The following is a 19,100-nucleotide window of genomic DNA, read 5'->3' as shown; positions in this document are numbered from 1 at the left end:
GGTTTCGCCGTTGAACGCGCAGGGCACACCAGACGTTAAAGACGGTGAAAGAATGCGGGGGGAAAGAAAGAAGGGACGCCGAAGCGTCCCTTGCGACTTCTTGACAACTTAGCGGTTGGAGCGGTTGTTCGGGCGACCCCACCACTGCGTGTCGTGATGCGATGCAGTGATCAGGTGAGCGCGGGCTCCGCCTGGTGTGCGTCGATGCTCTCCATGATCTCGTGGTGAGAAGCGGCAGCCGAAAGCGCGTCGTTCTCGGCCTGGATTCGTACCAGCTCGGATTCCAGGTCCTGGACACGCTGCTGGAGCCGTCGCATCTCGGCGAGGAGTCGAGGGTCGGAGCCGCCGACGTAACCGAGAAGCGCCTTTGCCATGGGAATGGTCCTCCACACTGAGTGACCGACCGAAACGGTGTGGGTCGTGAGGGAATCGCACCCGCGGTGCTTGGCACATCGAGTGGTAACTCTGCTGTTCTGCCATGCCAAACAGCTAAGGTGCGCGGGGCTTTCAGCGTCTCACCAAAAAGTTTGACGGTCAACACGATCACACCCCGTATTGGCGGGCGGCCCGGGGGCGCGCGGCCTGGGACGGCGGCGCTGCGACTCCTGCGGGCCCGTGGGGCGTGGCGATCATTTTTCCCCGCACGGCCGGACAGGGCAAGGGTTTCTCGGCAATCACCAGGAGCTTTCCCCCCGGGGCGCACTCCGGGGCACGACCGCGGTCCGGTCGTGCGGGTCCGTACGACCCCCCGGATCAGCGGATCGCGAAGCCGTCGTAGCCGCCGCGCGGTGTGTCCCAGATCTCTGTCACTCCGTCCACGCGGCCGGGCGTGTCGCCGGTCTGGAGCCACTCCAGGAGCCCTTCGCAGCCCGGCCGCGGCCCCTCGGCGACCACCTGGACCCGACCGTCCGCCAAATTGAGAGCAAAGCCACTCAGACCCCCGATCTCCAGCGCTTTGGCCCGGGTGAACCAGCGGAAACCCACCCCTTGTACCCGTCCCCGCACCCAGGCCACCAGTCGCGCGTCCTCGTTCATGACTGCAACTTAACCGGGCGATGTCACGCACGACACTTCCCCTTCGGGCACCATGCGGTACCGTCCCGACCCAGTGATTCTCAAGTGAAACTCACTCGATCGAGTGACTTGCGTTGACCGGGAAGGGCCAGTCGAGCGCACGCCACGAGGAAGGCCAGGACATGGGACGCCACCGACGCTCGGCCGCCGGGCGCGCCGCCAGGGACCGCGCCACGGGGGTCGTACCGCAGGTTTCCGGCGGCGAAGACGACGGCCCGCGCGGGGACGGCCGCCCGGTCAGGGGCATCGCGCCCTACCTCGACCCGGAGGCGTACGCGCGGTCCACGGCCCGCAGCGAGGAGTTCCTCTACGCCACCGACGACGACTATCCGCGTACCGGTCAGACGTCGGTGTTCGGCGCGGACGGCGACACGCCCGGGACGGACGGGGGCAGCGGCGCGCACCGCCGTCCCCGTAAGAAGGGCGCCCGCCCGGTGCGCACGGGACTGCTCGGCGTGTCGGCCGCGGTCGCGCTCGGCACGGTCGCGGTCGCCACCGGTGTGGTGCCCGGCACCGACACCTACCGGTTCGGCGGCGACGGCGACAAGATCCAGGCCGCCGACTCCCCCACCGGCACCCCGAGCGCCCAGGGCGGCACCTCCGGCGACGCCGAGGGGACCACGCCGGGCACATCCGGTACGTCCGGCGGCGCCCGGACCCCCGCCGCCCCGGCCCCGGGCACCGCCCCGGCCTCGCCCGACGCGTCCGCCGACCGGAAGACCCCGGAGTCCAAGGCACCGCAGAAGTCGGCGTCGCCCAGTAAGCAGACCCCGGAGCGGAAGACGACGGCACCGTCGACACCCGCGTCGAAGCAGCCCACCACCAAGCCCGCCACGCCCTCCCCGAGCCGTACGGCGACCAAGGCGCCGGTCGTGCCGCCCTCCACCCCGGCCCAGCCCTCCAGCCCGGGGACGGTGTCGCGGGAGGCGGTCGCCGCCGCCGAGGTGCTGCGGCTGGTCAATGTGGAGCGGGCCACCGCCGGGTGCGGCCCGGTCGCCGCGAACAGCGCGCTGTCGGGGCTCGCCCGGAACTTCAGCGCGGACATGGCCGCCCGTGGCTTCTTCGACCACACCGACCCCGACGGGGACACCCCGTGGGACCGGGCGGCACAGGCCGGGATAACGAACCTCGGCGGCGAGAACATAGCCCGCGGCCAGGCCGACGCCGCCGCCGTGATGGACGCCTGGATGAACAGCGAGGGCCACCGCGCCAACATCCTCAACTGCGACTTCACCACGCTCGGTGTGGGCGTCCAGTTCGGCTCCGGCGGCCCCTGGTGGACCCAGAACTTCGGCTACTGACCCGCTGACCTGCACGCTCACCAGCGGTGAGCGCACTCTGTCGGTCAGCGCCCCACTCCCGTACGCTCCTTTTCATGGACTCCCCGGACACCCTCGACCCGTCGGCCGCCCCTGGGGAGGCCGGACCGGACCTCGTGTACGACGTGTTCGCCAGGGCGTGTCCCTCGCGCCGCACGCTGGAGCATGTCACCGGACGCTGGGGCGCCCTCACCCTCGGCGCGCTCCACGCGGGCCCGCTGCGCTTCAACGCGCTGCGCCGCCGGGTCGACGGCGTCAGCGAGAAGATGCTCTCCCAGACCCTGCACGCGCTGGAGCGCGACGGCCTGGTCCACCGTGAGGCCCAGCCGGTCAACCCACCCCGGGTGGACTACGAACTGACCCCGCTCGGCCACCGGATCACCGAGCGGCTGCTCACCCTGATCGGCTGTGTGGAGAGCAGCATGGACGAGGTCCTCGCCGCCCACGGCCGCTACGACGAGCGGCACGACGGGACCGTCAGGCCGTGACGCGCGGCGGGCGCTGGCACTTCGGGCAGTAGTAGCTGGACCGGTTCATCCAGGGACGGCGGCGCATCGGCGTACCGCATCGCTTGCAGGGCAGTCCCTCACGGCCGTATGCGTCGAGCGAGCGGTCGAAGTAGCCCGACTCGCCGTTGACGTTGACATACAGGCTGTCGAAGCTGGTGCCGCCGACCGCGAGGGCCTCGTTCATCACCGCCCGGACATGGCCGAGGAGTTCGGTGGTGCGGGGGCGGGTGAAGCCGGTGGTGGGGCGTTCGTAGTGCAGCCGGGAGCGCCACAGCGCCTCGTCGGCGTAGATGTTGCCGACGCCGCTGATCAGGGACTGGTCGAGCAGGGCCCGCTTGATGGTGGTGCGCTTGCGGCGCAGCGCCTGGTGGAACGCCTCGTCGTCGAAGAGCGGGTCCAGCGGGTCGCGGGCGATGTGCGCGATGACATCGGGCAGGCCGTCGGCCGTGGTGTCGTGCAGGGAGAGCCCGCCGAAGGTGCGCTGGTCCACGAAGCGCAGCTCGGTGTCGACGGCGTCGGCGAACCGCACCCGAATCCTGAGGTGCTTCTCGTCGGGTGCCGTGTGCGGCTGGACCAGCAGTTGTCCGCTCATCCCGAGATGGGCGAGAACCGCCTGGTCGGTGTCCTCCAGCGGCAGCCACAGATACTTGCCACGCCTGCTGGGCACTCCCACGCGATGCCCCTTGAGCCGGTGCCCGAAGTCCTCGGCACCGGCCAGATGGCGGCGCACCGCACGCGGATGCAGCACCTCGGCGTCGGCGACGGTGCGATGGGCGACCCACCGCTCCAGACCACGCCGGACGACTTCGACCTCGGGCAGTTCGGGCATCGGATACCCCTTGGTGAGCGGCGGGTGCGGGGCGTCCCGGCGGAGGTGGCCGGTGACGAACCGAGCGCCCGCCCCGGGGAGCGGGACGGGCGCTCGGGCCGTACGGTGTGGTGGCTCAGGCGGGGGCGGGCGGCGGGTCGCCCGCCGCGGAGTCCGGAGGTCCGGGCTCCTCGACGGCGTCGGCCTGCTCGGCGGCATCGGCCTGGGCCTTCGCCTCGGCCGCCGCGCGCTCGTCCGCGGCGGCGCGGATGGAGCGCCAGGCGGACTCGGCGGCCTGCTGCTCCGCCTCCTTCTTGCTGCGGCCGGTGCCGGTGCCGTACGAGACGCCTCCGACGCGGGCGGCAGCAGTGAAGGTCTTCTCGTGGTCGGGGCCGGTCTCCGTGACCAGATACTCGGGGACACCGAGCCCCTCGGTCGCGGTCAGTTCCTGGAGGGAGGTCTTCCAGTCCAGGCCGGCTCCGAGATTGGAGGACTTCTCGATCAGCGGGTCGAACAGACGGTGCACCAGCTCCGCCGCCGAGTCCAGGCCCTGGTCGAGATAGACCGCGCCGATCACCGCTTCCAGGGTGTCGGCGAGGATGGACGCCTTGTCCCGGCCGCCTGTGCCCTCTTCACCCCGGCCGAGCCGGATGAAGGCGCCCAGGTCGAGACCGCGGCCGACCTCCGCGAGCGCACGCGAGTTCACCACCGCTGCCCGCAGCTTGGCCAGCTGACCCTCGGGCAGATCGGGGTGGGTGCGGTACAGCGTGTCCGTCACCACCAGGCCGAGCACGGAGTCCCCGAGGAACTCCAGCCGCTCGTTGGTGGGCAGTCCGCCGTTCTCGTACGCGTACGAGCGATGCGTCAGCGCGCGCACCAGAAGGGCGGACTCCAGCTGGTAGCCGAGCCGCCCTTCCAGAAGTGCGTGGGACGAGGACTGGTGGTCCGCCGATTTCCGGCCCTTTGGGTCCGGGTTGGCGTCATCCGCCTTCTTTGGCGTGGACACAGTGCCTCTCACCAGCCGCTCAGACCTCTAGGACCTGGCGCTTGTTGTAGGTGCCGCACGACGGGCACGCGATGTGCTGCTGCTTGGGCTCGTGGCAGCGCTCGCACGCAACCAGGGTGGGGACCGCAGCCTTCCACTGCGACCGGCGGTGGCGCGTGTTGCTGCGCGACATCTTCCGCTTCGGAACAGCCACGGCTACTTCTCCTGCTTCTCGTCGACGCCCGTATCGGCGCCGCTCGACGTGTCCTGATCGCCTTCTTCGAGTGAATCGGCGATTCCCTGCAGTGCCGCCCAACGGATGTCGACGGCGTCATGGTGGTGGTCCGGGTCGTCCGCGAGCCGGGCTCCACAGGTGGAGCACAGACCCGGGCAGTCTTCCCGGCACACCGGCTGCATCGGCAGTGCGAGCACCACCGCGTCCCGCAGCACGGGTTCGAGGTCGAACAGTCCGTCCTCGATGAAGAGCCTGTCCTCGTCGTCCTCGGCGTCGTCGCCCGGTTCCGCGATCACACGGCCCCGGTCGTCGGCGTCAGGGTACGAGAACATCTCCTGGAATTCCGCTTCGAGCGACAGCTCCAGCGGCTCCAGACACCTTACGCACTCCCCTTTGGCCTTCGCACGGGCGGTGCCTGTGACAAGCACCCCTTCCATGACCGATTCCAGCCGGAGCGACAGCTCCACCGGGGTGCCTTCCGGCACCGCGACGACGCCCTGGAGACCGAGGTCCTTGGGAGCGTCGACCGTGCGGGTCAGGCGCTGGAGCGCACCGGGCCGCCGGCCCAGCTCGTGCGTGTCGAACACGAGGGGGTTGCGGTGGTCGAGGCGGGCGTTCAGAGCCATTCCTGCTTTCGATCTGCTCAGCTGAAGAGGAAAACGCTGCCCGCCGGTGTGCGTGGGCAGCGCTGATCGCGGAAGTACACACGACCGAAGAAACAGGATACTGGACCTTTCGCTCATGGCCCAATCCGGTGCCCCGCTACAGGCCCCGGCCCTGCTCGTACGCCCGTAGCTGCTCGGCGCTGATCATGCCGGTGTCGAACAGACTGGTCTCGTCCAGGGCGTAGCCCTGCTGCGGCGAGGACTGGTGGGGCGGGGGCTGGTGGGCCTGCTGCTGGGGCTGGCCCGGGTCGTAGGCGCTGCCCTGGGTCTGGTCGTAGCCCTGGTAGGCGGTGGCCGCGTAGGGGTCGGCCTGCTGCGCCTGCTGGTAGCCGTACGGGTCCTGCTGCGGGTCGTAGCCCTGCTGCGGATAGCCCGTGTACGGGTCCGGCTGCTGCTGGTAGGCGGCGTACGCGGGCTCGGGGGCGGCGGGGGGCCGCGCGGGCGGCGCCACGGGCGCCGGGGGCGCGGCGGCGGGGCGGCGGTCCGGGGTGTCGGTGAGGGCCGCGAGGTCGGCGAGGTAGTCGGCGTCGCTGGAGTGCTGGACGGTGGTGAGGTCGTCGGCGAGGGCGCCGAGGTCGTCGGAGGCGATCCGGCCGTGCAGCTTCTGCCGGCCGCGGCCGACGGCCTCCAGCGTCTTGGCGAGCACCGCCTCGAACGCGCCGAGCTTGGCGTCGACGTACTGGTCGGCGGTGCGGCGCAGGGTCTCGGGGTCCTGGCTGCGCTCGGGGGCGTCCGGGTCCTCATAGCCTTGTTCGTCCAGGCCGGGGCCGGTGCCGAGGAGCTTCTCGCGGCCCCGGCCGACGGAGCCGAGGGTCTTGGTGAGGACGACCTCGAAGTTGGCGAGCTTGGAGTCGACGTAGTCGTCGGCCTCGGCGCGGATCTCCTCGGCCTCGGTGCGGGCGTCGCCGAGGATGCGGTCGCCCTCGGCCTGGGAGCGGCGGGCGACCTCGGTGTCGGAGATCAGCGAACCGCGCTCGGCGTGCGCGCCCTGGATGATCCGGTCGGCCTCCAGCCGGGCCTGCTCGACCATCTGCTCCCGGCCGCCGATCAGCTCCTGCGCCTGGGCGAGGGAGCCGGGCAGCGCCGCCCGGACCTCCTCCAGCATCGAGAGCATCTCCGCGCGGTTGATCACGCACGAGGCCGACATGGGCATCGACCGGGCACTGGAGACCGCGGCGACGATCTCGTCGAGCTTCTTCTGCACGTCCACCGTGTGCTCGCCACTCTCTACAGCTGTGTTGGAGACGGACGGGACGACTGTACGGCCCTGGGGGCGCACGGGGACACCGGTTCCGTCAGGCGGGGCCGGTGCGGGGTCAGTCGCGCTTCAGCCGGGTGGTGAGGGCCTCGAAGACCTCCGGGGGGACCAGGTGGGAGACGTCGCCGCCCCAGGTGGCGACCTCCTTGACCAGGGAGGAGGAGAGGAAGGAGTAGGTGGGGTTGGTGGGCACGAACAGCGTCTCGATGCCCGACAGGCCGATGTTCATCTGGGCCATCTGGAGTTCGTAGTCGAAGTCGCTGACCGCCCGCAGGCCCTTGACGATGGCCGGGATGTCGCGCTGCTTGCAGAAGTCGACCAGCAGACCGTGGAAGGACTCCACCCGTACGTTCGCGTACTCGGCGGTGACCTGGCGGATCAGGTCGATCCGCTCCTCGATCTCGAACAGGCCCTTCTTGGACTTGTTGATCATCACCGCGACGTAGACCTCGTCGTACAGACGGGACGCACGGGCGATGATGTCGAGATGTCCGTTGGTGATCGGGTCGAACGACCCGGGACAGACGGCGCGGCGCACTAGTGATCCCTCGCTCTCCGGTCCGGTCATCGTGCGTCTTCGCACAAAGAGGCGGCGCGACCGTACCAAAAGGTTCCTTCGCCGTAGCGACGGGACCGCAGCGCCGTGAAACCGTCCGGCCACCGGAATTCCCCGCCTCTGGTGCTGCGCTCCACGGTGACGAGAGCACCCGCCGCGAGCCACCCCTCCGAGCGGAGTGTGAGCAGGATCTCCCGAAGATCGTCGTCCGTGACCACATACGGCGGATCGAGAAACACCAGGTCGTACGGGGCGGAGGGGGGCGACTGGATGATCTGCTCGGCCTTGCCGGTCCGGACCTCCGCGCCGGGCAGAGCCAGGCTCCGTACGTTCTCCCGGACGATCCGGGCGGCGCGGGTGTCGGCCTCCACCAGCAGGGCGTGGCCCGCCCCGCGGGAGAGCGCCTCCAGGCCCACGGCGCCGGAACCGGCGTACAGGTCGAGCACGCGCTCGCCGTCCAGCGGGCCGCCGAGGAGGGACTGCCAGGTGGAGAAGAGTCCTTCGCGGGCGCGGTCGGAGGTGGGGCGTGTGCCGGTGCCCGGTGGGACGGTGAGTCGGCGCCCGCCAGCTGCGCCGGCGATCACGCGGGTCATGTGGGGGTCCTTGTCGGTGGGGTGGGGTGGGGAGGAGGCGGAGAGGTCGGGGGCGGAGGGTGGTCCGTGCGGGCGGTGGGCGGCTGTGTGTTCAGTGTGGCCGGTCGGGCGGCTCCTCGCGTGCCTGGGGTGGGGTCGGGGGGTGAGGTCGGGAGGTGGGGTCGGTCCTGAGGGGGGTGTGCGGGGAGGATCGCTGCGTGGCTTCAGGTGCGGCCCGGCTGCAAGTCCGGCACTGCTTCAGGTGCAGCCCAGCTTCAGGTCCGGCCCTGCTCAGGTCCCGCCCCGCTTCCGGTTCAGCCCTTCTCCAGGTACTGCTCCCGTTCCTCGTCCAGCAGGGCGTCCAGGGCCGTGCGCAGGCCGGGGAGGTCGGTGAGGTCGGGGTCGGCGGCCACCAGTCTCGTCGCCTCCTCGCGGGCCTCGGCGATGATCTCCTCGTCCTCGATGACCGCGAGTACGCGCAGGCTGGAGCGGGCGCCGGACTGGGCCTGGCCGAGGACATCGCCCTCGCGGCGCTGTTCCAGGTCGATCCGGGAGAGTTCGAAGCCGTCGAGGGTCGCGGCGACGGCGGCGAGGCGCTGGCGGGCGGGGCTGGCCTCGGGCATCTCGGTGACCAGCAGACACAGCCCGGGGGCCGAGCCACGGCCGACCCGGCCGCGGAGCTGGTGGAGCTGGGAGACGCCGAACCGGTCGGCGTCCATGATCACCATGGCCGTGGCGTTGGGGACGTTGACGCCGACCTCGATGACGGTGGTGGCCACCAGGACGTCCGTCTCCCCGGCGGCGAAGCGGCGCATGACGGCGTCCTTGTCGTCGGGCTGCATCCGGCCGTGCAGCACCTCGATCCGCAGACCGGCGAGGGGGCCCTTGGCGAGCTGGTCGGCGACGTCCAGGACGGCGAGCGGGGGGCGCTTCTCGGCGTCGTCCCCGGCGGGGGGTTTCGCCTCCTGGGCGGCTGTGGAGGTAGCTGACTTGGTCGTCGTCTTGGGCGTCTTGGTCGTCTTGGGCGTCTTCTTGGGGTCGTCCTCCTCGTCGCCGATGCGGGGGCAGACCACGTACGCCTGGTGGCCGTTCGTGACCTCCTCGCGGACGCGCTCCCAGGCGCGGGCCAGGAAGTGGGGTTTGTCGGCGGCGGGGACGACATGGCTGGCGATGGGTGAGCGGCCGGCCGGGAGCTGGTCGAGGACGGAGGTCTCCAGGTCGCCGAAGACGGTCATCGCGACCGTGCGCGGGATCGGGGTGGCGGTCATGACCAGGAGGTGCGGGGGCTGGGTGCCCTTGCCGCGCAGGGCGTCGCGCTGCTCCACGCCGAAGCGGTGCTGTTCGTCCACCACGACCAGCCCCAGGTCGTGGAACTGCACCTTGTCCTCGATCAGGGCGTGGGTGCCGATCACGATCCCGGCCTCGCCGGTGGCCAGGTCGAGCAGGGCGTGGCGGCGGGCGGCGGCGCCCATGGAGCCGGTGAGCAGCACCACCTTGGTGGCGTGTTCGGAGCCGCCGAGCATGCCGCCCTCGGCCAGCTCGCCCATCATCTCCACGATCGAGCGGTGGTGCTGCTGGGCGAGCACCTCGGTGGGCGCGAGCATGGCCGCCTGGCCCCCGGAGTCGACCACGGCGAGCATCGCGCGCAGGGCGACCATGGTCTTGCCGCTGCCGACCTCGCCCTGGAGGAGGCGGTGCATCGGATGATCGGTGGCGAGGTCGTCGAAGATCTCGCGGGAGACCTTCCGCTGGCCTTCGGTGAGGGTGAAGGGGAGGCGGGCGTCGAAGGCCGTGAGCAGTCCGTCGGGGGCGGGTTCGCGGGGGACGGCGGGGAGCTGGGCGTCGGTGTGGCGGCGGCGGGCCAGGGCGACCTGGAGGACGAACGCCTCGTCCCATTTGAGCCGGGCACGGGCCTCCTCGATGTCGGCCTTGGTGCCCGGTCGGTGGATCTTCACCAGGGCCTCGGGCAGCGGGAGCAGGCCACGGCCCTCACGCAGCGAGGCGGGCAGCGGGTCCAGGGCCTCCTGCGCGCGGGGCAGCACGGTCTGGACGGCCTTGCCGATCTTCCAGGACTCCAGCTTGGCCGTCGCCGGGTACAGCGGGATGAGGGCGCCCGCCCAGCTCTCGGCCGACTCCTCCGCCTCGCCCGCCTCCCCGCTGAGCAGTTCGTAGGCGGGGTGGGCGAGTTGGACCTTGCGGTTGAAGACGGAGACCTTTCCGGCGAACATCGCGCGGGTGCCCGGCAGCAGGTCCTTGTGGGGTTTGTGGACACCGTTGCCGAAGAACACCAACTGGAGGCGGCCACTGCCGTCGGTGATGGTGACCTCCAGGCGCTGGCCCTTGCCCCGCGGCGCGCGGGCGGAGGCGAAGGTGTGCAGCCGGGCGTCGGCCACCATGGCCACCACGGTGACGTGCTCGTCCATGGGGAGGTCGGCGAGGTGGGTGAGCTGGCCGCGCTCCTCGTATCTGCGCGGATAGTGGTGGAGGAGGTCGCCGACGGTGAGCAGGCCGAGGTGCTCGGCCATCACCTTGGCGGTGGCGGGGCCGAGCACCTTCTTCAGTGGTTCTTCCAGTGCGGGCACGAGATCCATTGCACACCACAGCACTGACATTGCCGTATACGTCTGAGGAAACCCCTGGTCAGACGGCTCGTTCGGGCTCTAGGATGACCCGCCCCAGGCCATCCAAGGCCGGCTGTCCGTCCGTTCCGTTCCGTCCGTCCGCCCATCCGCGGTCACCCTCAGCGGGGCCGCCCGACCCCGCGCCGCCGCGAAACCCCCCACCGGCGCAGCGACGATGGATTCACAGACCTCACAGTCATCCCAGGCTTCTCAGCCTCCCCACCCACCCCATACGTTCCAGGTCGACCTGCGTGGTCTGGTGGACCTGCTCTCCCATCACCTCTACTCCAGTCCCCGGGTCTACCTGCGCGAGCTGCTCCAGAACGCGGTCGACGCGATCACCGCCCGGCGGGCCGAACAGCCCGACGCGCCCGCCCGCGTACGCCTGTACGCCGAGGGCGGCGCCCTGCGGGTGGAGGACTCCGGTGTCGGACTCACCGAGTCGGACGTGCACACCCTGCTGGCCACCATCGGCCGCAGCTCGAAGCGGGCCGAGGGGCTCCAGGAGGCCCGCTCGGACTTCCTCGGGCAGTTCGGCATCGGGTTGCTGGCGTGTTTCGTGGTCGCCGAGAAGATCCGCGTGGTCAGCCGCAGCGCCCGCAGGCCGGACGCCCGTCCGGTGGAGTGGACGGCGACCGACGACGGCTCCTACACCGTGCGGACGCTCCCCGACTCGGCCCGGCCCGAACCCGGTACCACCGTCCATCTGGAGGCCCGCGCGGGCGCGGCCGAGTGGCTGGCCGAGGGCCGGGTCCTGGAGCTGGCCCGGGACTTCGGCTCCCTGCTGCCGTACGACGTCCGGGTCGGGGCGGAGGAGGTCACCGACCTGCCCGCCCCCTGGGACCGCCCCTACCCGTCCCCCGCGACCCGGCGGGTGGCGCTGGCCCGGCACTGCCAGGAGCTGTTCGGGTTCGGCCCGCTGGACTCGATCGACCTGGGCGTGCCGCTCGCCGGGGTCAAGGGCGTCGCGTATGTGCTGCCCTCGGCGGTCAGCCCGGCGCAGCGCGCCCGGCACCGGGTGCATCTCAAGGGCATGCTGCTCACCGAGCGGGCCGAACAGCTGCTGCCCGACTGGGCGTTCTTCGTGCGGTGTGTCCTGGACACCGACAGCCTGCGGCCGACCGCCTCGCGCGAGGCGCTGTACGAGGACGAGACCCTGGCCGCCGTACGTGAGGCGCTCGGCGAGCGCATCCGCTCCTGGCTGACCGGGCTGGCGGCGGGCGACCCGCAGCGGCTCGCCGCGTTCCTTTCGGTGCACCACCTGGGCGTGAAGTCGCTCGCCCGGCACGACAAGGACATGCTCCGCACGATGCTGCCCTGGCTGCCGTTCGAGACCACGGACGGCCAGCTGTCGCTGGAGGAGTTCGCGCAGCGGCATCCGGTGGTGCACTTCACCCGGACGGTCGAGGAGTTCCGGCAGGTCGCCCCGATCGCGTCGGCCCAGGGCATCGGCGTCGTCAACGGCGGCTACACGTACGACAGCGAGCTGGTGGAGGCGCTGCCGTCGGTACGGCCGGGCTCGTCGGTGGCGGAGCTGGACGCCGACACGGTGACGGCCCATCTGGACGCCGTGGACCCGGCGGAGGAGTTGGCCCTGTCCGGCTTCCTGGGCGCCGCGCGGGCGGCCCTCGACCCGCTGGGCTGCGATGTCGTGCTCCGCGCGTTCCATCCGCTGTCGGTCCCGGCGCTGCATCTGGACGACCGCCAGGCACGGCACGAACAGGCCCGCGCGGAGGCCGAGGCGCAGGCCGACGACCTGTGGGCGGGCATCCTGGGCTCGCTGCGCGGCAGCGCCCCCCGCGCGCGGCTGGTCCTCAACCATCTCAACCCGCTGATCCGGCGGATCAGCGCCCTCCAGGACCGGGAACTGATCGGTACGGCCACGGAGTCGCTGTACGGGCAGGCCCTGCTGATGGCCCAGCGCCCGCTGCGCCCGGCGGACTCCGCGCTGCTGAACCGGGCGTTCATCGGGCTCCTGGAGTGGGCGACGCATGGGGACGGGTCGGGGGGCGGAGGGCCGGACGAGCCTGGCGGTTTCGGGGGGCCGGGCGGTTTCGGGGGTCCGGGGGGTCCGGGGGGTCCGGGGGGTCCGGGGGGCTTCGGAGGCCTTGGGGGCTCTGGGGGGCTTGGGGGCTCCGGGGGTCCTTGGGACTCGGGTGGCTCTGGGGGTCCGGGAGGCTTCGGAGGCTCAGGGGGTTCCGGGGGCTCTGGGGGCTCTGGGGGCTCGGGCGGCTCTGGGGGTCCTGGAGGCTCCGGGGGTTCCGGGGATTCCGGGGGCTCGGGCAGCTCTGGGAGTCCGGGAGGCTCAGGACGTTCCGGGGATTCTGGGGGCTCGGGCAGCTCTGAGGGTCCGGGAGGCTCAGGACGTTCCGGGGAATCCGGGGGCTCGGGGAGTTCCAGGAGCTCGGGCGGTCTGGGTTCCCCTGGCGACTCCGGGGGACCTGACGGCTCTGGGCGCTCGGGCGACTTGGGGGGCTCGGGTGGCTCCAGCGGCTTCGGTAGCTCGGGCGGTTTCGGAGGCTCAGGCGGTATCGGGGGCTCGGGCGGCTCCGGGGGCCCTGGAGATCCGGCCCCAGGCGGGGCGGGGGGCTCCGGCAGCTTCCGCGGCGCTGAGGGCTCAGGAGGCCAGGAGGGTCCCTCCAGGCCCTCCGACGGCTCCACCGGCCCTCGGGACTCCCTTGGTCCCGCTGGCCCGTCTGAGCCGTCTGGCCCGTCTAGGCCCGCCAGCCCCTCCGGGCGATCCGGGCAATCCGGATCCGGGCAATCCGAGCCGTCTGAGCCGTCCAGACCGTCCGGGCCAGCTGAGCTATCCGAACGGACGGAGCCATCGGGGTCATCGGTGACAACCGGGGCGTCCGGGCCACCGGGCCTCGCCGCGCGGTCCGGGCCACCCGCCTCGCCGCGCGGTCCGAAGCACCCGGTCCCGCCGCGCGCCCCGAGCCGCCCGAGCCCTCCGGCCCCTCCCGACTTCCTGGTCCCAGCGGCCCCGACTCAGACTCCCCCGGGAACGGTCACCGATGAGTGAGATCACCGACTTCGACTCGCTGCGCCAGGCCATGGCGGAGAACTCCGAACGCCCGGAGGGCCCGGCCCGCAACGCGCGCGCGGAGCAGTTGCTCGCCGAGGCCGAGAAACTGGACGTCCCGCTGGCCGTGATCGAGGCACTCGGCCACCAGCTGAAGGTCTACAACTACAGCTCCGAGAAGGACAAGATGTTCGTCCCCTTCGCGCGGCTGCTGCGCATGTGGGACGAACGGCCCGACGACTTCGACGCCTACGAGACGCACTCGTTGCACTGGGTCTTCAAGTGGATGTCGGCGGGCATGCTGGACCAGCCGCACATCCCGCTCGCCTCGATCGAGAAGTGGCTCGGCGAGATGGAGCACCGCTATCGGCTCGCCGGGCACTCGGAACGCGCGGTGCGCAGCGCCGAGTTCAGCGTCGCCGCACATGTGGGCGATGTGGAGCGCGCAGAGCGGGCCTACTCGGCGTGGCTGGCGGCGGACCGGGACGACATGGCCGACTGCCACGCGTGTGAGTTGCACGGACAGGGCTGGTGGCAGGCGGAGCGGGGCCGGGACGCGCAGGCGCTCGACCTGTGGGGGCCGGTCCTGGAGAGCGAGTACACCTGCGCGCACGAGCCGCACACCGCGCTCGCCTCGTCCCTGCTGCCGCTGCTGCGGCTCGGCCGCCTCGACGAGGCCCGCTCCCACCATCTACGCGGCTTCCGACTGGTGCGGCCGATGGAGAGCATGCGGGGCGCCTACGCGGACCATGTGGAGTTCTGCGCGTTGAGCGGGAACGAGGCCCGCGCGCTGGAGCTGCTCGCGGAGCGCCCGGCGTACTTCACCGACGCCGGGCATCCGCGCAGCCGGCTGGACTTCCTGAGCGTGGTGGCCCTGCTCATGGACCGGCTGACGGAACTTGGCCTAGGCGACGGCCCGGTGCCTGGTCCGGCGGGCCGCGCCTGGACGGCCGCCGACCTGGCCGGGCACGCCCGCGCGGAAGCCCTCGCCCTGGCGGCCCGTTTCGACGCCCGCAACGGCACCTCGTACGTCACCGAGCGGGCCCGCGAGCGGATGGCTCAACGCCCGCTGACGGAACGTCTGCCCCTCGGGGTGCGCTCCATACGCGCGGTGTCCACGACCGCCCCCGTCCGCCCCGGGCCGATCCTGGACGAGTCCCCCTCGGCACCCGATCTGGCGGCGCTGCTGGCCGAGGCGCGGCGCCAGTCGGACACGCTCCAGCCGCACGCCGTGGAGGCGTGGGCGGCGGTCGCGCGCGCCGCCGAGGGCGTCGAGCTGGAGGCGCGTGACCGCGCGGAGATCGCCGACCACCGCGCGATGGGGCTGGGCCCGGAGGGCTTGGAGTCCTTCGAGCGGGCGGCAGAGTTCTACGCGGCGGCGGGCGACCCCGGCGAGGCCCTGGCGGCACGCGCGCGGGCGCTGTACGTGCGGGCGCTGTCCGGACAGGTCGATGAGGCTCTCGCGCTGGTGGCGGGGCCGTACGACGAGGTGCTCGCGCTGTACGCGGCCGAGGGCACGGGTCTGCGGCAGACCGCGTCGGTGGTGATGGCGCGGGCCCGCATCCTGATGCGGCGCGTCCATGAGGCGGGCGAGGAGACCGGGCAGGGCGTCCTGGACACCGCCGAGACGGCTGTGCGCGAGGTGGCGGCCCTGGTCGAGGGCCGGACCGGGGAGGACGTACAGCTCGCCGCGCGGGCCGCCGAGACGCGGGCGATGCTCGCCGAGCTGGCGGCGCGCCGCGGGGACCTGCCGGGGGCCGCCGAGCTGTTCGAGCGGGCGGCGGCCGGGTTCGTGGACGCGGGGCTGCCGTGGTTCGCGGTGGAGTACGAGGCCCGGCTCGCCGGACTCGCGCACCACCTGGGCGATCCGGCCGGGGCCGAGCGGGCGCTGCGGGCCGCGCTGGAGCACGGCGGGGCGTATCTGGAGCCGCCCGGCCGGGCCCGGCTGAACCTCCAGTTGGCGGAGGTGCTCGGGGCGACCGGACGGCCCGCCGAGGCCGCCGATCACGCCCTGGAGGCCGCGCACTGGGCCGACGAGGCGGGCGAGGGCCCCGAGCTGGGCGCCTGGGCGCGGCAGCTGCTGGGCGGCTTCCTGCTGCCCCAGGGGCGCTTCGCGGAGGCCGCGGAGGTGCTGGAGTCCGCGCTCGGCGACCTGAGGGTCGAGACACACGGCGACGGGGCGGTGGTCCAGACGCAGTGGTGGCTCGGGGACGCGCTCAGCGAGCTGGGCGAGCACCGCGCGGCGGCGGAGCGGCGGCTCCAGGCGGCGGACCTCGCCCGGCACTGGCCGGAGCAGCAGGACCACGCCACGCTGGCCCATCTCGCCGCGGAGTCCCTCGGCGCCGCCGGGATGCTGACCGAAGCGGACCGGGCGTACGACCGCGCGGGCGAGCTGTGGCGCTCGCTGGGCGACCTCCACGGCCTCGTGCGTGCCCTGCGGGCCCGAGCCTGGCTGGCCCTGCGCGAGGAGGGCACTCGGGACGCCGCGCCGGAGCTGATGGCCCGCGCGGTGCGGGAGTGCGCGGCGGCCCTGGGGGCGGCTCCCGACGGCGAGTCCCGGCACGCGCTCACCCTGGAACTCGGGCACACCCATCGTCAGTTCGGCGATCTGCTGGCCCGCGCGGCGGGCGGCGACGAGGACGGGGACGGCGCTTTCGAGCCCGGCTTCGAGGCGGCGCTGACCGAGCTGACCCACGCCGTGGAGGTCTTCGGGTCCCTGGGCCCGGCCGCCCTCCACGCCCGCACGGGCGCCGAACTCGCCGCGGGCTGGCTGGAGGCCGACCTCGGCCGCCCCGACGCCGCCCGCAGCCGCGCACGGGCGGTCCTCGCCGCCTACGCCGACGCCGCCGCCGAGGACGGCGGCGGGAACGAGGCGGCGGGCCTGCGCCGCCGGGAGGCGGAACGGATGCTGGAGACCCTGACGGAGGACGACACCGCCACCGAGGACGGGGAGGCATAGCGGGGAGCGGCCCCACGCGGGAGCCCCGTCCAGCGAGGGCGCCGCACAGGACCCTCGTCCACAGCAAGGCCGTCACACAGGAGCCTCGTCCAGACAGGCGACCGCTGCACAGGAGCCCCGGCCCGGGAAAGCCACCCAGGGCCGGGGCTCCCGACGGAACCGCACCCCCTACTCCACCCCGATCAGCAGCAGCGCACCCTGCCGACCGCCCCGGTACACCACCGTGTCCACCGCCAGGTACGACTCCCGGACCCGGGACTCCAGATGCTCGGCGATCGCGGCGGGTGCCTCGTCCCCGAGGACGAGGGTGACCAGCTCGCCCCCCGCAGACAGCATCCGGTCCAGGACCTTGGCCGCGATGGCGGTGACCTCGGAGCCGATCACCGCGACATCGCCGTCGATCAGCCCGAGCACGTCCCCGGCCTGGCAGATCCCCGCCATGGTCCAGGACTGGCGCTCCGCGACCGCCACCTCGGCGTAGCGGGTGGCCCCGGCCGCCGAGGTCATGGCGACCACGTCCTCGTCGAACCGCCGCTCCGGGGCGTGCACGGCGAGCGCCGCGATGCCCTGCACCGCCGACCGGGTCGGGATCAGCGCCACCCGGACGCCCTCCACACGTGCCTGCTCCGCCGCCGCCGCTGCCGTGTGGCGCAGCTCGGCGTCGTTGGGCAGCAGCACGACCTCGCGCGCGTGGGCCCGCCGTACCGCCTCCACCAGTTCCCCGCTCGCGGGCGGCTCCCCGGGGCGGGCCAGCACGGTCGTCGCCCCCGCCTCCGCGTACAGCCCCGCCAGCCCCTCCCCCGGCACCACCGCCACCACGGCTCGCTGCGCCCGCTCCCGGGGCATCCGCTCCGTCCGCGCGCTGTGCACGTCCCCGGCACCGAAGTGGGTGATCCGGATGCGGTACGGCCGCCCGGCCTCGACCCCGGCCTCCACGGCGGCCCCGGCGTCGTCGACGTGCACATGGACGTTCCACAGCCCGTCCCCGCCGACCACGACCAGCGAGTCGCCGAGCGCGTCGAGCCGTTCCCGCAGCCGTGCCACGGCCGGTTCACCGGCTTCCAGGAGGTAGATCACCTCGTAGGCGGGGCCTTCGCCGTCATGGGTCTCGTCGGCGCACTCCACGGCGGGGGCCGCGTCCGGGACCGGTCCGGCGAGGCTCGCGGGCGGCGCCCCGGGGCTCTCCCCCGTGAACGTCTCCACCAGCGCCCCCAGCACCGCCACCAGGCCCCGTCCCCCGGCGTCCACGACCCCGGCGCGGCCGAGCACGGCCAGCTGTCCGGGCGTCGCCGCCAGCGCCGTACGGGCGGCCTCGTAGGCCGCTCGCGCGACCGTCCCGCAGTCGTCCCCGGGGCGGGCCGCCCGGGTCGCGTCGGCGGCGGCGGAGGCCACCGACAGCACGGTCCCCTCCACGGGGTGCGCCACGGCCTCGCGGGCCGCGTCGGCCGCGTGCCGCAGGGCGCGCCCCAGCCGCGGGCCGTCGGCACGGACCGCGCGGGCGCCGCCACCGTCGTCACCCGTCCTGTCCAGGTCGCCGCTCCCGTCCGCGGCACGCCCGTCCCCGTCCCCGGCCCCGTCCCTGGCCAGCACCTGCGCCATGCCCCGCAGCAGCTGCGCCAGGATCGTCCCGGAGTTGCCCCGCGCCCCGATCAGTGCACCGTGGGCCATCGCGTGCGCCGCGTCGGCGAGCGAGGGCCCCTCGGTGGTGCGGGTGCCGACCTCGTGGCCCGCGAAGACCGCCTCCACGGCCGCGGCGGCCGACTCGACGGTCAGATAGAGATTCGTCCCGGTGTCCCCGTCCGCGACCGGATAGACATTGATCGCGTCGATCTCCTCCCGCGCGCGACCCAGTGCCTCCAGCGCGAGACCGCACCAGGTACGCACCGCGAGAGCATCGAAGAATGTCTGCGGCACCTGCGCCACTGCGCCTCCTAGGGACCTGCCGGACGTGGGACGCAGCGTAGTCCCGGGCCCGCCGACGGGCCCGAGGAGGGCGGGGCGGGCAGGGCAGGCGGGGATCGGGCCGCTCAGGGGCCATGGTAATTTCGTTGCACCGCTGCAGCCGTTGTATGCTGCTTCGGTTGCCCGATCCTGATCGGGCCATTCCCCCTGGCAACGCCACCCAGATCATTTCGATCCCGGCCCGCCGGGGTCCACCGTAAGTTCATCTGAAGTCTTTGGAGTGACCCGTGGCTGCCAACTGCGACGTCTGCGGCAAGGGGCCGGGCTTCGGCAACAACATCTCGCACTCGCACCGCCGTACGTCCCGCCGCTGGAACCCGAACATCCAGCGTGTACGTACCGTGGTCGGCGGGACGCCGAAGCGCGTGAACGCTTGCACCTCGTGCATCAAGGCCGGCAAGGTCTCGCGCTGACGCTCAGCTGAGCGCGCGGCCACAGCTGGTTCGCCGCATCGAGCCGACCCACTTCGGTGGGTCGGCTTTTTGCCGTGCCCAGACTTCCGTGGGGGTCGCCTGGACCGCCGTACGGAACAGGGCCATAGGCGGCTGTACG

Annotated in this window: 15 protein-coding genes and 1 pseudogene; 5 read left to right on the top strand and 11 right to left on the bottom strand. The window is 72.7% G+C overall.

Going from position 1 to position 19,100, the window contains the following annotated elements; genetic code table 11:
* Positions 1-170: 170 nt before the first annotated feature.
* Together AB0D49_RS19345 and AB0D49_RS19340 are read right to left on the bottom strand one after the other, a co-directional pair.
* A complete protein-coding gene (locus AB0D49_RS19345) occupies positions 171-374 on the bottom strand; it encodes a hypothetical protein (protein ID WP_355742418.1) in 204 nt (67 codons plus the stop codon).
* Positions 375-753: 379 nt separating this feature from the next.
* Positions 754-1,035 (bottom strand): acylphosphatase, encoded by a 282-nt coding sequence (locus AB0D49_RS19340; protein WP_362758641.1) that lies wholly within the window; start codon positions 1,033-1,035, stop codon positions 754-756.
* A gap of 161 nt (positions 1,036-1,196) precedes the next feature.
* Between AB0D49_RS19340 and AB0D49_RS19335 the strand changes: the two genes are divergently transcribed.
* Entirely contained in the window at positions 1,197-2,375 is a 1,179-nt protein-coding gene (locus AB0D49_RS19335) for a CAP domain-containing protein (RefSeq protein WP_362758639.1), read from the top strand.
* A 74-nt stretch (positions 2,376-2,449) separates the two neighbouring features.
* The gene (locus AB0D49_RS19330) at positions 2,450-2,881 is read left to right on the top strand and encodes a helix-turn-helix domain-containing protein (protein WP_362758637.1); all 432 of its coding nucleotides are present in this window, start codon (positions 2,450-2,452) and stop codon (positions 2,879-2,881) included.
* Here the strand turns inward: AB0D49_RS19330 and mutM are convergent.
* From mutM to recG, 8 genes are all read right to left on the bottom strand, one after another.
* Positions 2,871-3,731 (bottom strand): bifunctional DNA-formamidopyrimidine glycosylase/DNA-(apurinic or apyrimidinic site) lyase, encoded by an 861-nt coding sequence (gene mutM / locus AB0D49_RS19325; RefSeq protein ID WP_362758635.1) that lies wholly within the window; start codon positions 3,729-3,731, stop codon positions 2,871-2,873. The two genes, AB0D49_RS19330 and mutM, sit on opposite strands and share 11 nt — an antisense overlap.
* Before the next feature lie 115 nt (positions 3,732-3,846).
* Positions 3,847-4,728: a ribonuclease III gene (rnc, locus tag AB0D49_RS19320; protein WP_362758633.1), complete on the bottom strand. Its 882-nt coding sequence runs from the start codon at positions 4,726-4,728 to the stop codon at positions 3,847-3,849.
* A gap of 7 nt (positions 4,729-4,735) precedes the next feature.
* The gene (gene rpmF, locus AB0D49_RS19315) at positions 4,736-4,909 is read right to left on the bottom strand and encodes a 50S ribosomal protein L32 (RefSeq protein WP_003951102.1); all 174 of its coding nucleotides are present in this window, start codon (positions 4,907-4,909) and stop codon (positions 4,736-4,738) included.
* 2 nt (positions 4,910-4,911) lie between these two features.
* Positions 4,912-5,556 (bottom strand): YceD family protein, encoded by a 645-nt coding sequence (locus AB0D49_RS19310; protein ID WP_362758631.1) that lies wholly within the window; start codon positions 5,554-5,556, stop codon positions 4,912-4,914.
* A 136-nt stretch (positions 5,557-5,692) separates the two neighbouring features.
* Complete coding sequence (locus AB0D49_RS19305) at positions 5,693-6,805, bottom strand: cell division initiation protein (RefSeq protein WP_362758629.1); 1,113 nt, start codon at positions 6,803-6,805, stop codon at positions 5,693-5,695.
* A 106-nt stretch (positions 6,806-6,911) separates the two neighbouring features.
* Positions 6,912-7,391, bottom strand: coding sequence for a pantetheine-phosphate adenylyltransferase (gene coaD / locus AB0D49_RS19300; RefSeq protein WP_362758902.1), 480 nt, complete (start codon positions 7,389-7,391; stop codon positions 6,912-6,914).
* Positions 7,392-7,417: 26 nt separating this feature from the next.
* Positions 7,418-8,002, bottom strand: coding sequence for a 16S rRNA (guanine(966)-N(2))-methyltransferase RsmD (gene rsmD / locus AB0D49_RS19295; protein WP_362758627.1), 585 nt, complete (start codon positions 8,000-8,002; stop codon positions 7,418-7,420).
* A gap of 293 nt (positions 8,003-8,295) precedes the next feature.
* Positions 8,296-10,572, bottom strand: coding sequence for an ATP-dependent DNA helicase RecG (recG, locus tag AB0D49_RS19290; RefSeq protein ID WP_362758625.1), 2,277 nt, complete (start codon positions 10,570-10,572; stop codon positions 8,296-8,298).
* A gap of 205 nt (positions 10,573-10,777) precedes the next feature.
* Between recG and AB0D49_RS19285 the strand changes: the two are divergent.
* Positions 10,778-12,601: pseudogene (locus AB0D49_RS19285) on the top strand (HSP90 family protein); the annotation flags it as partial.
* Positions 12,602-13,619: 1,018 nt separating this feature from the next.
* Complete coding sequence (locus AB0D49_RS19280) at positions 13,620-16,586, top strand: tetratricopeptide repeat protein (protein WP_362758623.1); 2,967 nt, start codon at positions 13,620-13,622, stop codon at positions 16,584-16,586.
* A 168-nt stretch (positions 16,587-16,754) separates the two neighbouring features.
* Here AB0D49_RS19280 and AB0D49_RS19275 read toward each other — a convergent pair whose 3' ends face one another.
* Entirely contained in the window at positions 16,755-18,509 is a 1,755-nt protein-coding gene (locus AB0D49_RS19275; RefSeq protein WP_362758621.1) for a DAK2 domain-containing protein, read from the bottom strand.
* Positions 18,510-18,775: 266 nt separating this feature from the next.
* Between AB0D49_RS19275 and rpmB the strand changes: the two genes are divergently transcribed.
* Positions 18,776-18,961, top strand: a complete 186-nt coding sequence (gene rpmB, locus AB0D49_RS19270; protein ID WP_003993230.1) for a 50S ribosomal protein L28 — start codon at positions 18,776-18,778, stop codon at positions 18,959-18,961.
* Positions 18,962-19,100: the final 139 nt, after the last annotated feature.

The organism is Streptomyces sp. NPDC048290, from assembly GCF_040652095.1.
GTDB lineage: Bacteria > Actinomycetota > Actinomycetes > Streptomycetales > Streptomycetaceae > Streptomyces.
Note: the sequence above shows the minus strand (reverse complement) of the source record. Positions and strands in the feature narration are given on the sequence as shown.